At 34.4% G+C, this 16,683-nt stretch carries 9 protein-coding genes; 6 read left to right on the top strand and 3 right to left on the bottom strand.

The features are described from left to right. Positions 1 to 11 precede the first annotated feature (11 nt). The 4 genes from porN to NG655_RS08485 are packed head-to-tail and all read left to right on the top strand — an operon-like array spanning position 12 to position 4,174. Positions 12 to 920 (top strand): type IX secretion system ring subunit PorN/GldN, encoded by a 909-nt coding sequence (gene porN, locus NG655_RS08500; RefSeq protein WP_252158886.1) that lies wholly within the window; start codon positions 12 to 14, stop codon positions 918 to 920. A 60-nt stretch (positions 921 to 980) separates the two neighbouring features. Further along, entirely contained in the window at positions 981 to 2,036 is a 1,056-nt protein-coding gene (locus NG655_RS08495; RefSeq protein WP_252158885.1) for an NAD(P)/FAD-dependent oxidoreductase, read from the top strand. Positions 2,037 to 2,084: 48 nt separating this feature from the next. Continuing rightward, a complete protein-coding gene (locus NG655_RS08490; RefSeq protein WP_252158884.1) occupies positions 2,085 to 3,992 on the top strand; it encodes an ABC-F family ATP-binding cassette domain-containing protein in 1,908 nt (635 codons plus the stop codon). Positions 3,993 to 3,994: 2 nt separating this feature from the next. Further along, a complete protein-coding gene (locus tag NG655_RS08485; RefSeq protein ID WP_252158883.1) occupies positions 3,995 to 4,174 on the top strand; it encodes a CPXCG motif-containing cysteine-rich protein in 180 nt (59 codons plus the stop codon). A gap of 2 nt (positions 4,175 to 4,176) precedes the next feature. On the opposite strand, the gene NG655_RS08480 is transcribed toward NG655_RS08485, so the two are convergent. The 3 genes from NG655_RS08480 to NG655_RS09435 are packed head-to-tail and all read right to left on the bottom strand — an operon-like array spanning position 4,177 to position 8,345. Beyond that, a complete protein-coding gene (locus NG655_RS08480; protein ID WP_252158882.1) occupies positions 4,177 to 5,058 on the bottom strand; it encodes a carbohydrate kinase family protein in 882 nt (293 codons plus the stop codon). Then, positions 5,058 to 6,374, bottom strand: a complete 1,317-nt coding sequence (locus NG655_RS08475; protein WP_252158881.1) for a sugar porter family MFS transporter — start codon at positions 6,372 to 6,374, stop codon at positions 5,058 to 5,060. Before NG655_RS08475 ends, NG655_RS08480 begins: the two co-directional genes overlap by 1 nt. Before the next feature lie 9 nt (positions 6,375 to 6,383). Beyond that, entirely contained in the window at positions 6,384 to 8,345 is a 1,962-nt protein-coding gene (locus tag NG655_RS09435; protein WP_272876371.1) for a glycoside hydrolase family 32 protein, read from the bottom strand. Between the two features lie 300 nt (positions 8,346 to 8,645). On the opposite strand from NG655_RS09435, the gene NG655_RS08460 reads away from it, so the two are divergent. Next, positions 8,646 to 15,752, top strand: coding sequence for a lectin-like domain-containing protein (locus NG655_RS08460; protein ID WP_252158880.1), 7,107 nt, complete (start codon positions 8,646 to 8,648; stop codon positions 15,750 to 15,752). Continuing rightward, positions 15,753 to 16,682, top strand: a complete 930-nt coding sequence (locus tag NG655_RS08455) for a PorP/SprF family type IX secretion system membrane protein (protein WP_252158879.1) — start codon at positions 15,753 to 15,755, stop codon at positions 16,680 to 16,682. Position 16,683 lies beyond the last annotated feature (1 nt).

Raw genomic sequence — 16,683 nt, 5'->3', positions numbered from 1 at the left:
ATAGTTAAGTCATGAACTCAAAATTTATATATTCTTTTATTTTAATTTGTCTTTGCTTCATCGGCAATGGCCATGCACAAGCCAATTTGTTAAACGCTCGTGTACCGCAGGATATTGGTAAAATAAATGAAAAACAAATTGTGGCTAATGATGAAACACCCCTTTCATACGGTTATGTTGATGACAGAGATATTTTGTGGTCAAAAACTGTTTGGGAAATTATCGATCTTAACGAGCGTATAAACTTTCCATATTATTATCCTACGGATACGACTAATCTTGGTCCAGACCGTAGATCTTTATTTTATGTTTTAAGAGAAAATATTAAGAAAGGAAATATCAAAGAAGTCTACTCGGACGAATACTTCACCGAAAAAATGACTTATGCTGATATCCAAGAAAAATTATTTGCAAGAAAACTAAAAAACAGTAGTATTGAAAAGTTAAACGCAGGTGAAGAAATAACAGATCAAGATTATAGAACAGCTTCTTTAGGAGCTGCAGAGATTAAGCAGTACAAAATTAAAGGTACATGGTATGTCGATAAAAGACAAGGAGAATTGAAATATCGTTTACTTGGTATTGCTCCATGTGCACCTGATGTTAGTTTGAAGCTGGAAGATACTAGTGAAGGAGATCAAGAAGGGCCTTTGCCTTTGTTTTGGGTTTGGTTCCCAGACGCAAGAATTACTTTAAATAATTCAACTGTATTTAACAATAGAAACTCCTCACAGCCGATTACTTTTGACCATATGCTCAATTCAAGACGATTCAATTCAGTAATTTACAAAGAAGAAAATGTTTATGAAGATCGTTCTGTTAACGAATATATATACGAAGATGCTTTACAGCAACTTTTAGAATCTGAACGAATTAAATCTCAAATTAGAGATTTCGAACAAGATTTATGGAATAATTAATAAACTACTTAATTAAAAAAACGCTGCTTTATGCAGCGTTTTTTTTTACTTTTATTTAGTATGAAGCATTCAATTATCGTAGGATTTGGTCTAGCAGGTTTGGCTTTTGCAGAGCAACTAAAGAGAAGTAACTTATCTTTTTCTATTATAGATTCTGGAAGAGGTGGTTCTTCTCAAATTGCAGCTGGAATATATAACCCAACGGTATTGAAAAGGTTTTCCTTAGCTTGGAATGCCGATGTATTTCATCAATATGCAATGCCATTTTATTCCGATCTTGAAAGTAAACTAAAAACTCAAATTGTTTACCCTGCTCAAATTCATAAGATATTCAATAAGCGCTCGGAACATAATGAATGGATTTCTGCTTCTGACACTAAAAAATTAGCTCCCTTTCTAGATCCTAAAATTCATTCTAACCATGACGATTCTATAAATGCAACATTAGGCTATGGGAACGTAATGAGTTCTGGAAGAGTTGCTACAAATCATCTAATAAACTCATACAAGAGTTTTTTAAATTCTGATGAATTTATTGAAGAGGAATTCGATTTCAAAAAATTAAAATATTCGGATTCTAGTATTACTTATAAAGACATCCAAGCGAAACATATCGTTTTTTGTGAGGGTTTTAAAATGATTAATAATCCCTTTTTTAAAAATTTGCCTTTGGTTGGCTCTAAAGGAGAAATCTTAATAATAAAGGCACCAAAATTAAAATCAAAAGCAATTTTAAAAGGCCCTATTTTTATTACCCCAATAGGAGGCGATTTATATTGGGCAGGAGCAACTTTTGAGCGAAATGATAAAACACTCCGATGCACTCCAAAGGGAAGAGAATGGGTGTTAAATCGAATACATAAAATGATTTCAACAGAAATAGAAGTAATAGAACATATTACTCAAATTCGTCCAACTGTTCAAGACCGTAGACCTTTGCTAGGTACACATCCAGCTTACAAAAACATTCATCTTTTAAATGGGCTTGGATCACGAGGTGTACTTGCAGCTCCATTATTGTCGGAATGGTTATTGGATTATATAGAGGGTAAGTCAATGCTTAACTCTGAGGTTGATATAAGTAGGTTTGAAAGTTATTTAAGACAAACTGACTAAACACTAGTTTATTTCAAATGCATTCATCAAATTTGCAAAAAATTTTTTATGCTTAGCGTTCAGAATGTATCGGTTTCATTTGGTGGTGAATATCTTTTCAAGGATATCTCATTTAGACTAGGTCCGGGAAATCGAGTTGGCCTTGTTGGTAAAAATGGAGCTGGAAAATCTACGCTCCTTCATTTGATCTCCAGGGATACTCCGGTTAGTGAGGGTTCCATTTCTCAGGAGAAATCAGTAAAACTAGGATTTCTAAAACAGGATATTGACTTTGATTTTGGACGAACAGTATTAGAAGAAGCTTACCAAGCTTTTACTGAAATAAAAGAACTTGAAAAACAGATGGAGGAAATTAACCTCGGTCTTACTACACGAACAGATTATGAATCTGATTCATACAATGAATTGATTATTCAATTAAATGAAGTAACAGAACGTTATGAAATTATAGGAGGTTATAACTACCAAGGTACAACCGAAAGAATTTTACAAGGTTTAGGGTTTCAGTCTGAAGATTTCAATAAACAAACAGATACTTTCTCTGGAGGATGGAGAATGAGAATTGAATTAGCAAAACTTCTTTTACAACCTAACGATATTTTACTCCTCGATGAGCCAACAAACCATTTAGATATTGAGTCTATTATATGGCTGGAAGATTTTCTTAAAAAATATAGAGGTGCGGTTGTTATGGTTTCTCACGATAAGATGTTTTTAGATCAAGTTACCAATAGAACTATCGAAATTGTTGGAGGGCGCATTTATGATTACAATAAGCCGTATTCTAAGTATATGGTTTTGAGAGAAGAAATTTTAACTCAACAAAGAGCAGCTCAGAAGAACCAAGAAAAACAGATTCAACAAACCGAAAAGTTAATCGAACGATTTAAAGCAAAAGCTTCGAAAGCGACGATGGCACAATCTTTAATGAAGAAACTAGATAAGATTGATCGCATTGAATTAGATGTTGAAGATAACCGAGCGATGAAACTAAGTTTTCCGGTATCTACCCAACCGGGTAAAATGATAATCGAAGCAGATGGAATAAAGAAAGCTTATGGTGATAAAATGGTTTTGCAAGGAGTTAAATTTGAAATTGCTAGAGGAACCAAAACTGCTTTTGTGGGTCAAAACGGGCAGGGTAAATCTACCCTTGCTAAAATTATAGTTAACGAAATTGATTACGAAGGATCATGTGTTCTAGGTCATAATGTAAAGGTTGGTTATTTTGCCCAGAATCAAGCAGAATATTTAGATGGAAATTTAACTTTATTAGAAACGATGCAGAATGCAGCAACGGATTCAAATCGTTCTCAGGTTCGTAATATATTAGGGTCATTTTTATTTCGAGGTGACGATGTAGAAAAAAGAGTAAAAGTTCTTTCCGGAGGGGAACGAAATCGCCTTGCATTAGCAAAACTATTGTTAATGCCATTTAATGTTCTAATTATGGATGAGCCAACAAACCACCTGGATATTCATTCGAAAAATGTTTTAAAAGAAGCCTTGAGGAAGTTTGAAGGAACCTTGATATTAGTGTCTCATGATCGAGATTTTTTGCAAGGGTTAAGCGATCGCGTACTTGAGTTTAAAGATCATAAATTAAAAGAATATTTGGGGGATATTAATTTGTATTTAGAACAGAAAAACTTAGACTCTTTAGTAGCCTTAGAGCACAAGGAAAAAGTTAAAAATGAAAAAGCATCTGTTCCTAAAAATGATTACGAAACCCAAAAAAAATTAAAATCTCTTCAGAATAAACAATCTAAAGTAGAGCGAGAGATAGCTGATTTAGAACAAGAATTAAAAAAGATAGATCAAGAGTTAGAGCATAATTATGACCAAATGATTGCACAGCCAAACTTTTTTGAGGGTTATCACGGTAAAAAAGATAAACTTGCAGTTCTTCTAAAAAAGTGGGAGGTAGTTGCTGAAGAATTAATGGAATTAGAATAGTCATGGAAGAACACTTTTTTCAATGTCCATATTGCTGGGAAGAAATTTCAATGCTTTTAGAACCTGCTAATCAGGAGCAACAATATATTGAAGATTGCGAAGTTTGCTGCAGGCCCATCCAAATTCAATTTGTTTTTGATGAAGAATTACAATCTTTTTCAGCCCGTTCTTTAGAAGAATAGTTCTATTGTCTCATAAAATCTTCTAGATCTGCTTCCGATATATGTGGGTTTGCACCGCTATTTTGAGCCACAAGGGCGCCCATTCCACAAGCTTTATCTAAAGCTTCGTTAGCGTCTTTTCCATCCAAAATAAGGCTTAAAAGAGTCCCTAGAAAGGAATCTCCTGCTCCAACAGTATCCTTTACGATTGCTGGGTACCCTTTTTGTTTGTAAAAATTCCCTTGATGTAGTAAAATGGCCCCTTCTTCACCTAATGTAACACATATTGATCGGGTGTTCGTTTTATTAGAAATAAAATGAATTTGACCTTCTAAAGATTCTTCAGTACTTCCAAGAGCAGAACATATTTCTTCTATTTCCTCATCATTAAATTTAATGAAATCTGCAAGGTTCATAAATAACTCTAAATCTGAAATAGAGTAGTGGGGAGGTCTTAAGTTTACGTCAAACACATTGTACTTAGAAAACTCCAATAACTTTATTAAACTTTTCTTTGAAACAGGATCTCTAGCAACCAAGCTGCCAAAAATAAATGCATCCGATGAATTGATAAGTTCTTCATATTGGGCATTTAATTCAATTTTGTCCCAGCTTACGGGGTGATTTATTTCGTATGAAGCTGAACCATTTTGGTTTAAAGTCACAGAAACTGTCCCAGTATTGAAAGTTTCATTTACTTGAATATAATTTGTGCTAATTCCTTTTTGCTTAATTAGCATCAGTATTTCTTCGCCTAATTCATCGTTACCAACACTACTTATTATTTGTGAGTTAAGTCCCCATGATTTCATTCTAAGAGCTACGTTTAAGGGAGCCCCACCTAATTTTTTTCCTTCTGGGAATAAATCCCAAAGTACTTCACCAAAACAAACAACGTTCTTCATTATTTAATTAAAGATTTACTTAGTCGTTCTAAGGAAACCCCTTTTGTTTCCGGCATTAGATAGAGTACAAAGATCAACTGGAAAACCATCATTCCAGAAAATAGAAGGAAAACATATCCAGGGTTTGGAAATGCAGATAATGCAACTGGCATAAATAGAGTTATTAGTGCAGCTAAAACCCAATGAACAGATGACCCAAAGGATTGTCCCTGTGCTCTAAGATTATCTGGGAATATTTCAGAAATAAAGACCCAAATCACTGCTCCTTGTCCTATAGCATGTGAAGCTATAAACAGGAACAAGAAAAAAGGAATACTCATACCTTGCCATTCTTGTAAAAAAGCAACAGAAACTAATGTTAATGAAACGATATAGCCAATAGATCCAATAATCATGAGTAACCTTCTTCCGATTTTATCTATTAAATATAATCCCAGTAGTGTGAAAATTAAATTTGTAAGTCCAATTCCAATACTACTTAACAAAGCTGCACTTTCTTGTAATCCAGCCGCTTCAAATATTCTTGGAGAGTAATATAAAAAAGCATTTATACCAGAAAGTTGATTGAAAAAAGCAATCAAAAAAGCTAAAAGTATTGGAAAACGATATGTTTTTGAAAACAACGCTTTTTGTTTTGTAGGTTCTTGCTCCGCTTTAATTTCCTCGATTTCAGTACGGGTTAATTCAGATCCATTAATTTCTTTAAATATGGCTTGTGCCTGATCTAAATCTTTTTTCTTAAACAGCACCCAACGTGGACTTTTAGGGACAGAGAAAATACCTAAAAGATATAGTGCTGCTGGTAGCGCTTCTATTCCAACCATCCATCGCCAAGGCTGTGCTCCAAAATCTTTAAACAAGAAATTAGAAACAAATGCGATTAATATTCCAAACACAATATTGAATTGATAGAGTGCCACGAGTTGACCTCTTTTTTCTGCCGGGGCTATTTCAGATACATAGGTAGGAGCAGCAATTGTGGAAGCTCCTACACCAATTCCACCAATGAATCTAAAAAAAGAAAAACTGTAAGGGTCTAGAGCAAGTCCAGAGCCTAATGCAGAAATGAAGTATAAGACTCCTATTCCTATTAAGGTGTTTTTTCTACCGAAATAGTTACAAGGGTAGCTTGCAAATATAGCTCCAAGGACAGTTCCCCATAGCGCCATTGACATTACAAATGTACCGTGAAAAAGGTCAGAGGTATTCCATAAACTTTGAAGTTGCTGGTCTGCTCCAGATATAACGACAGTGTCAAATCCGAACAAAAAACCAGCTAAAGCAGAAATTAAAGATATTTTAAAAACTTTATTCATAATGAGTTTTTATTGGTGTTTGTATAGGGAAACATTTTTAAGTTCAGCCTCTAAATTATTTGCTTTTAGTACCCATTTAAAATCATCATTTATCGGATACATTAATTGGGTGCTAACCACTTTTCCTTTTTGATGAAATATTTCAAGGGAGTTGCGATCAACAAATAATCGAACCGTTAAGATCCCTGATTCTGGTTCTACCTTAAATTGTTGGTGATTGCTGAATTTAGGGTGAAAATATTCATTTCCATTAGCAAAACGTTCCGTGCTTACTAATTCTGTTTTGGAATCATATTCCCATAAGATTGCAGGTTTTTTTGAATCTCCAAAAAGCATTTTAATCTGCTCTAGATCTTGGAGTTCAACTTCAAAAACTGCTTCAAATTGATCTGATAAATTTAGATCATTTAGTTTATTATTAAAATCGTTTATTGTTGTTTTATCAGTTTCAAACACAGCGGTTCTGTATTCTTTTATTTCTTCAACAGGGTGTTGAACTAATTGATATCCAGTTTCTTTTTTAACGAGTTCAAGACTTCGAGCGATCGACATGCTACTTCTCCATTTTCCAGAAGGAATTTCATTCGCATAATGCCAATTATTCATCCACCCAATCCATAATCTACGACCGTCTTCCTTAGGAATATCGCTCCAGCTTACTGCTGCATAAAAATCGGTTCCATAATCCATCCATTGTGTCTTTTCAGTTTCAGAGTATGCAGCTTTATTGTTTAGGTGCAACTGATCAATGATCATTGTAATATCTTCTTCATTTTTAGTTTTATCAATTTTCAGTTGTGCAGTTTTCCCAATATAATCCTCTACATTCCATGCTTTCCATTCGATTAAATTAAGTTCGTTATTTGCACTGTTTCTGATAAGTTCATTGTCAATCCAGAGTTCAAGATTAGGAATATGTTCCTCTGAATTTGCAAGAGTAGCTAATGAGAAGTTGAGGTAATCCGCAGTGATTTCAAAAGGTTTAGAGGTGTGTCTTTTTTTATCATCATCTAAAATAAAAAAATCACTATTTAATAAACTTGCAGTTTCTTGGGAAAGTTTTTCATTGCTAGAATTTTTAGTAGAAGCGATGAATGTACTCGGAGGTGTGTATTTTTCAATTTCAGAAATAGAACTCTCGTCAGCTATAAATTCTTTTCCATTGAAAGTTCCAACGAGATATTGTCCTCCAGATCCACCAGCAACACTGTGACGACCTAGGTTAATTCCTAATACCCATTTATTTTTGCCATCATTCGCTTTCATTTCAAAGAGGTCCGGACATTCCCAAATACCATCCACGGCATTTTGAGGACCAAATTCACTTAAAAAATCCCAGTCTTTTAAATTGGTAGATGAATATAGGTGGAGTTTACGTTCTAGAGACAAAGCGACTACCATTACCCATTTGTTTTCTGGCTCATACCAAAAAACTTTAGGGTCTCTAAAGTCCTTCATTCCAATATCTAATACTGGATTTTGTTCATATTTAGTCCAAGTTCTCCCTTTATCATTACTGTAAGCAATGCTTTGGTATTGTTTTCTGTTTTTTTCTTCATGCCCTGTATAAATTGCCACAAGAGGAGGTTTGTTATCAATTCCAAAGCCAGAACTATTATTCCAGTCCACAACAGCTGAACCAGAAAAAATCATGATATCATTTTCTTCAGCTAATGCAAGTGGTAAGTGTTCCCATTTCACTAGATCTTTACTTACTGCATGTCCCCAACTCATATGTCCCCAGGTGTTTCCAAACGGGTTGAATTGATAAAATAAATGATATTCGCCTTCATAAAAAACCATTCCATTTGGATCATTCATCCAATTTTCATCTGGTGTAAAGTGGTATGCAGGTCTATATTTTTCGGTACTCATTACTTCTGGTTTTTTAGAATTATTACTTGAACAACCAATCATTAAAATCGTCATAAGTAATGACTTTAATGAAAAAACATGTTTTTTAAATTTCATAATAATTGATTTATTAATAAGCAAATTAGTCTAAAGAGTTTTTAATTTTATTCGAATTGAGTTTATGTTGAGGTTATATTATCTAAAACGTTTTCAAAATAAGAGTTTTTAATTTTTAAGTTGGATTAAATAGATAAATTACAAACGTATGTATTTCTAAAATGAAAATTTATTTTCAAGAAAGGTTTAAAATATTTATTTATTTATTTACTATATTAATAATAAAAATTAAATTTACTATAATACTAATTTATGTTCAGAGCTTGTGAAGCAGAACTCCACCCTTGTGTTTAAAATTTTATGATTTTTAAATCAAACATATCAAATCCTTTTTCCAAGCTTTTTTTATTTTATTTAATTATTATTTCTTCATTAGTAAATGAATTAAAAGCCCAGTGTCCGGGTCCAGTAGGAGATTGTGATGGTGATGAGGTTTTAGATTATATTGATCTTGATGATAATAATAATGGAATTTTAGACTCTACTGAATGTCCAATTAATTACATAAATTTTTCATCTATAACATCACCAAATGAACTGAGACCTGGTGATTCCTCTCAAGTTATCACAAAATTTTTAGATGGGAGCGATTTGCCTACCTCCATTACAATTGAAGCTCCAAACCAATTAGTGGGTACTGATGGAAATGTTTTTGTGTCCTCAGTAAATGGTGGAAGTTTAATCCGATTCGAAGATTCTGCTCCAGCAGAAATCAATCATTCCTTTGAAAATTCTTTTACGTTTGGATCCCCTGTGAAAGTTCGTTTTGGGGCAAATAGCGCTATAGGGGTATCAAATATTACTAATGCAGATCAATTTCAATTTGTAGCAAGATCGGGGTCTTCAGATTTTGAATGGATTGTTTTGTCATCTTCATATGCGAATATTCAAGTAAATGGAAATTCATTTACTGTATCGGGCACCTCAAGCGGTGGCCCTAATTTTGCTGAGTTTGATGTTTATGCTAATATGCCGATTACAGAAATTGATGTTCTTTATTTAAATCTAACTAATGAAAGTCTAAACTCGGGTCAATTTGTATTTTCGATGTGTAAAGATACTGATAACGATGGCTATTTTGACGGAGAAGATTTTGATTCTGATAACGATGGTTGTTCTGACACTAATGAAGCTTATTCGTTAACATCAGCAGATGGTTCTGATGGTGAAATGTTTGGAACGGGAACCCCTACCCTGAGTAATGGAGGGGTAGACTCTAACGGATTAGTTATTTCAGCAGGGATATCAGGAACTGAATACACAACCCTACCTTCTACTTTAACTGTAAGCTCAAGCATAAAGAATCATTTGTCGGTTACTCGAATTACTGTTGATGATTCTAAGTTATTGAGTAAGGATGTTTTTGAAGGAACAGGAACTAGTTTTACAGTTGCTTCTGTTAATGCATCAACTACAACTATATTTAATTCCGATGGTACTCCTGATTTTGATGATTTTATAGATTCACTCGCGGGTATTCAATATCAATGGGAAGAAGATGGAGTTGATCTTGTGGATGGAGGGGTTTATAGTGGTGTTAATTCAGTAGAGTTAAGCTTGTCGGATGTAACAGGATTGGACGGAAAAGTCTATAATTTAAGAATTTCGCACCTTGATAATGTTTGTTATTTAGGAGAGTATGATGCTACATTGACTGTAATTGAACCTTGCTCATCTGAACCTACCGACCCCTCACTTTATTCACTCTGGATTAGTTCGGATTGTGATGGAGACGGTGTTACGAATGGCCAAGAGAATTTAGATGGTACAGATTACCAAGACTCCTGCTCTTTAGTAATCTCTTCGCAAACACTAACGCCCAATGCAGCATGGGATGCAGCCGATTGTGATCGAGATAATATAATTAATGCAAATGAATTATCAGAAGACACAGATGGCGACGGTGTATATAATGTTTTCGATTCTGACGATGATGGTGATGGTATTTTGACGATCACAGAAACAGCATTTGATGAAGATAGTGATACGATACCAAATTATTTAGATTTAGATTCCGATAGCGATACAATTTCAGATACCATAGAAGGAGAAACAGATACTGATTCAGATGGTACTCCAAATTATTTGGATTTAGATTCTGATGATGATGGTCTTTTGGATAGTGTAGAGCTGAATATTAATGATATTGATTCAGATGGTACTGTTGATTATATTGACCCTTTAGACCCTGGTTTTTCCGTCAGTCCAAATTCAATTTTTGTTAATGAATCCGGTACAACAACAACTAGCATATCTGTTGTATTGGATCGAAAACCTTCCTATGATGTTGTTTTTTCTATTACGGCTAATGATACTTCTGAAATTAGTCTTTCTCAAACAAGTCTAACATTTACTTCATCCAATTGGAGCACACCTCAAATTATTGTTGTTAGTGGAGTAGACGATGTAATTCGTGATGGAGATATAATCAGCGACGTAGTAATCTCTGTAAATGATTTATTATCAGATGATAATTTTGACAGTTTATCTAATTTTATTGTAGAAACATCAAACCAAGATGATGATCCTGAGAGTTGTTTTAGTAGAGATTTTGATGAGTCTAGCTTAATTTTCATTAGAGACGCCAGTCATACTTTAGGAACCTCTATTTATACGCTTACATCAGAGGAAAACGATAAAAGGGGAATGGTTTGGTATCAAAATAGGATAGATTTACGTGTAGAATTTATAATTGATGTTGACTTAAATTTCGGTGATAAAGATGGAAGTGGAGCTGACGGAATTGCCTTTGTCATTCAAAACATTAATACTTCTCAAGGATCTAGTGGTGGGGGAATAGGTTACCAAGGAATAAATCCGTCTTATGCCATTGAGATGGATACTTATTATAATTCAACCCCAGATCCTAATAGTGATCACATTGCATTTGTAGAAGATGGAGCCACGGGTGTTGCACCTGACTCCGGTGATATAGTAAACACAATAAACCTTGAAGATGGTAACTGGCACAATATGGTTGTTTCATGGAATCCTATTACTCAAATTTTAAGTTATATTTTCACCCATAATGACGGTACTGTTTATACAGATACAAAAATGATCGATCTTACAGGTTCTGTTTTAAATTCGAACATTGCTTATATAGGTTTTACTGCTGCAACTGGAGGGAGTTCTAATGAACACATCGTTCGATTTGATGATGATTCGTTTTGTATTGCAGATGAAATCTTGACTCCATCCGCTATCAATAGTATCTCTGGTACATCAACACAAGTAATTTGTGCTTCAGGCTCTCCTACATTAAATGATTTAGTTCTATCTGTAAGTCGCCCTGAAGGAATTAATGCTGGAACTGATATAGCAAGTAATTCGTATAATTTGGTATGGTTCTCAAGTGCTACAGGGACAACAACTCATCTAGATAGAACTACCTCTTTGGTCGATGGAGCAACCTACTACGTAGAGGCAGCCAATTTATCTGATCCGACTTCTTCTTTTTATAGAGAAAGTGAAAATAGACTTAAAGTAGTTGTAGATCTAGTATATGGAGATTATACACTCATCCCTCCAATTTTAAATTTAGTTGAAGGTTCTACAGTAGCTACCTTTTCTTTAGTTTTAAATGATGAACCGATCAGCTCGGTTACCTACGACATTGCTTCATCCGATACCAGTCAAATGATTGTTTCTACTTCGTCAATGACCTTTACTTCTTCAAATTGGAATGTTTCTCAGACAGGTACTATTACTACGGTAGATAATTTTATTGTTGATGGTTCCCAAATATCTAACTTTACAATTCGAATTAATGATCCCCTTTCAGATGATTGTTATTATAATCCCTCACCACTTCCAACCTATGCAATTCAAATTGCAGATGATGAAGTAGCGGGATATACTTTGAGTTCGGTTTCGGGTAGTTTACAAGAAGGGAGTTCTCAGACAGCTTCCGTTTCTGTTGTTTTACAAGCCGCTCCATTGTCAGATGTAATTATTGAGATCCAAAGTCAAGATTTAACAGAGGTAACCCTTGGGGTTTCTAGTTTAACCTTTACGTCTTCGAACTGGAATACACCTCAAGTAGTTTCATTATCTTCAGTGGATGAGTTTTTGGTTGATGGTTTACAAACGGTTTCAATTACTACCAGTGTAAGTTCGCTATCCAATTCTGAATTTACTGGATTATCGTCTCAAACTGTAACCGTTGACCATGCAGATGATGATGTTGCAGGCTTTGTCATGGGTACTGTTTCGGGAACACTTTCTGAAGGTAGTCCACAGACCGCAACAGTTTCTGTTGTTCTGCAAGGTGCTCCAATAAGCGATGTAATAATAGATGTAGTTATAAATCCAACTGACGAAATAACTACTTCTGTTTCAAGTCTTACTTTTACTTCGTTGAATTGGAATACAGATCAAACCATTACGCTTTCAAGTTTAGATGATTTCTTGATTGATGGGACTGTGATTACTTCAATAACTTTTTCCATTGATTCTTCTTCCGATTCTGCATTTACTGGATTGTCGTCACAAGTTCTAGGGGTTCCAAATTTAGATGATGAAGTTGCAGGTTTTACATTAAGTCCACTTTATGGAGGTTCTTTATTAGAAGGATCTACAGACACAGTAAGTTTTACAGTTGTTTTAGATGCGGAGCCAGATCCTTTTGATAATATAATTCTTGACATCGTTAGTTTAGATACAACAGAATCTTCTGTAAGTTCTTCAACAGAATCCTTGGTTTTTACAAATTCAAATTGGAATGTACCTCAAACGGTAGTGGTTAATTCTGTAGACGATGTTACCCTTGACGGAACAGTTACAAGTACCTTGGAGGTTTCGGTTAATTCTTTATCACCAGCTGTTTTTTCTTCATTAGCTTCACAGACAATAAGGGTAACAACTTTAGATGATGATGTTGCAGGTTTTAGGTTATCTTCAGTTTCAGGGGTACTTACAGAAGCATCAACCACAACGGTAAGTTTTGAGGTTGCCTTAACGGTTCAGCCTCTTTCAGATGTTCGAGTAAATATTGTTTCAGGAGATACAACAGAGGTTAGTGTTGTGGCTCCAAGCTTTATTACATTTACCCCCGGCACATGGAATGTTTCTCAGACGATCACCTTAAGTCAAGTAGATGAGTTTTTTATAGATGGAACCCAAAACACATTGGTTACCGCTTCGATTGATTCAACCTCAAATTCTAGTTTTATTAGTTTAGCCTCACAAAGTGTTACGGTTACAACTTTAGATGATGAAGTAGCGGGAATTACCGTTAATGTAATCGATAATTTGACTTCAGAGAATGGAGATCAAGCTTCATTTAGTATTGTGTTAAACGCCATACCAAGTTCTAATGTTACTATTGACCTAGGAACTTCAAATGCAGATGAAGCAGTACCGGCTGTAAGTCAAATTGTATTTACAGCTGTAAATTGGAACATACCCCAAATAGTAATGATAAATGGGGTTAATGATCGACCACCTACTTCTGATGGCAGTCAAACGGTTACCATAACAACCTACAATGTCAGTTCTGTTGATACTAATTTTAATGCATTGTTAGATAGTGATGTATTAGATATATCCATAACAAATCAAGATGATGATGCTCCTGGTGTTGTTTTGAGTTTGTTAAATAATGATTTTAATACAAGTGAAAACGGTGATACGGTTTCCGTATTTTTTGAATTATTGGCATTTCCTTCCGGAGGAGCTGATGTGATAATTCCTTTGTCATTAGGAGTAAATGCGGATGAGATATTATTAAGTGACTCCAGTATCACTATTTCGGGGGCAGATTGGAATAATCCTTCTTCCAATCAAATAACTCTGACTGGAGTCGATGATTTTATAGTCGACGGAACACAATCCGTAATTTTAGTAACAGGCGATCCTACAAGTGCTGATCCAATTCATGATAACTTAACGGCTTCTGATGTAGCAAACATAACTGTATATAATTTAGACAACGATTCTGCAGGATTAATTATTTCTCAACCTGGATCTGTTTCTGAAGATTCTGAAACAACATCTTTTACTGTTGCATTGGCAACTTCTATTTCAACTTCAATGACTGTGCTAGTTCAAATTAGAGATTCATCAGAATTATTTACAACAGTTTCAAGTTTGATTTTTACCCCTTTAAACTGGAATATACCCCAGTTAGTTACTGTAATTGGAGTTGATGATAATAATCTAGATGGAGATATTGTTTCTGTAATTACGCTAAGTATTGATAATACAAATATAGATCCAATGTATTTAGGTCTACAGGACCGTATTGTTTCAATAATAAACGAAGATAACGATTCGGATCTTGATGGTGATGGAGTCTTTGATGCAGTAGATAATTGTATTCAAACTGTAAATTCAAATCAAGAAGATTTCGATTTAGATGGAATAGGGGATATTTGTGATTTAGATATTGATGGCGATGGTGTTTTAAATACTACTGAAATTATAGATAATACAGATCCGTACCTGCCTTGTGAATTTATTTTCCAAAGTATAACGCTTTCTGTTACTGGGGTTGGAGATTGTGATCAAGATGGTATTCCAAATTCAGAAGATTTAGATGATGATAATGATGGGATTCTTGACTCGGATGAATTATTCGAAGACACAGATTTAGACGGAATTCCGAATACATTAGATTTGGATAGTGATGCAGATGGATGTTTTGATGTTTTAGAAGCCTCCTATCAAGATGAAGATCAGGATGGTATACTAGGAACAGGAATTTTTATAGTAGATTCTACAGGAAGGATTCTAAATTCAGGAGGATATGAAACCCCTTTAGATGCTGATAATAATTCAATCCCAGATTATAAAGAAGTAAGCGGCACATTTGAATTTGAATTAGAATTGGATCCTGTTACTTCGTATTCTTCAGAGGTAATTGTTCTTTCTGTGGGAGTTACCGAAGGTGGACTTGCTTCCTTTCAATGGCAAATAAACAATGGAACAGAAACCTTCCCAGATTGGACAAATATTATTGATGACTCTACCTATTTTGGAACCCAAACCAACCAACTGACAATCAATAGGCCTCAAGAATCTATAATTAATTCTAGTTATCGAGCTCAGGTATACAATCTTGTGTATTTCTGTCAAGAGGTGTTAGTTTCTTCTACTCGAATTGAACTAACAGAGTTGAATATTCCAAATGCTTTTTCCCCTGATGGTGATGGAATAAATGACACCTGGGAAATTCGAGGTTTAGATCCAAATGACAACTATGTGTTAACTGTATTTAATCGTTGGCAGAACGTTGTATTCAAAACTTCGCAATACCAGAACGATTGGTCTGGAACTTCAGAGGGTAATGGTTTAATCTCTTCAAATTCAAAATTACCTGACGGAACTTACTTTTACTTGATTGAATGGGGAGATTCAAAACCTCCAACTAGGGGTTATGTTTATATAAAAAGAAAGGATAATTAGATGAAGTCAAGAAATCTCTTATTTATTATGTATTTCTGTACAGGCATCATTTTTGCTCAGCAAGAATCTGGCTTCAGTCATTATATGTTCAATCACCAAGCAATAAATCCAGGTTATGCTGGAGCTAGAGAATTGCCTAGTTTCACTTCAGTAATCCGCTCTCAATGGTCAGGAATAGAGGGCGCACCCTTAACGCAAACTCTTTCATTTAATAGCCCGCTTTCTTCAAAAAACTTAGGCTTTGGTTTGAGTGTTTTAAACGATAAGATAGGACCGACAAGCAATACCTCATTTGATATTGATTTTGCTTATCATCTAAAATTAAATAGAAAAGAACATCGACTTTCAATTGGAATTAAATCAGGAATAATTAGTTATTATTTAAATAACGACCTGCTAAATCCTAACCTACCAAACGATCCGACTTTTGTTTTGGCACTTGATAAAAAAATAATTCCAACTATTGGGTTTGGAGCGTATTACTATACTCCAAAATACTATTTTGGATTGTCAATACCTCGTCTAATTGATAATGAAGATTTTGGTTTGAAAAAACATTTTTACGCTTTTGCTGGAGGGATTTTTCCTCTTAGTAACAGCTTTATGATTAAACCAAGTTTAATGATTAAGTCTACTCAATCTATTGCTTCTTTGGATGTTTCATTAATGGGAATTTTTAATGAACGATTTTGGATAGGTATTCAGGCTAGAAACGGTGTAACAAATGAACAATTGCAAACGATAGACAATGTTGGAACAAGTGCCCTGTTTGGAATTCATCTCGGGCAAAAATTTTCATTAGGTTATTCTTATGGATTTCCTTCTTCTATATTCAATAATAGTATTAATATGTCTACTCACGAAGTTATGCTTCGATTTGATTTGAGCACTAAGTCAGAAGGCTATTTACTTTCACCAAGATTCTTTTAAT

Source organism: Candidatus Arcticimaribacter forsetii, assembly GCF_910589745.1.
In the GTDB taxonomy this organism is placed as follows: domain Bacteria; phylum Bacteroidota; class Bacteroidia; order Flavobacteriales; family Flavobacteriaceae; genus Arcticimaribacter; species Arcticimaribacter forsetii.
The sequence above is the reverse complement of the archived record's forward strand: the minus strand, read 5'-3'. Positions and strand labels throughout refer to the sequence as shown.

Excerpts from the sequence above, each read along its gene's own strand:
- porN (WP_252158886.1), top strand. The coding sequence starts at position 12 with ATGAACTCAAAATTTATATATTCTTTTATTTTAATTTGTCTTTGCTTC.
- NG655_RS08495 (WP_252158885.1), top strand. The coding sequence starts at position 981 with ATGAAGCATTCAATTATCGTAGGATTTGGTCTAGCAGGTTTGGCTTTT.
- NG655_RS08490 (WP_252158884.1), top strand. The coding sequence starts at position 2,085 with ATGCTTAGCGTTCAGAATGTATCGGTTTCATTTGGTGGTGAATATCTT.
- NG655_RS08485 (WP_252158883.1), top strand. The coding sequence starts at position 3,995 with ATGGAAGAACACTTTTTTCAATGTCCATATTGCTGGGAAGAAATTTCA.
- NG655_RS08480 (WP_252158882.1), bottom strand. The coding sequence starts at position 5,058 with ATGAAGAACGTTGTTTGTTTTGGTGAAGTACTTTGGGATTTATTCCCA.
- NG655_RS08475 (WP_252158881.1), bottom strand. The coding sequence starts at position 6,374 with ATGAATAAAGTTTTTAAAATATCTTTAATTTCTGCTTTAGCTGGTTTT.
- NG655_RS09435 (WP_272876371.1), bottom strand. The coding sequence starts at position 8,345 with ATGAAATTTAAAAAACATGTTTTTTCATTAAAGTCATTACTTATGACG.
- NG655_RS08460 (WP_252158880.1), top strand. The coding sequence starts at position 8,646 with ATGATTTTTAAATCAAACATATCAAATCCTTTTTCCAAGCTTTTTTTA.
- NG655_RS08455 (WP_252158879.1), top strand. The coding sequence starts at position 15,753 with ATGAAGTCAAGAAATCTCTTATTTATTATGTATTTCTGTACAGGCATC.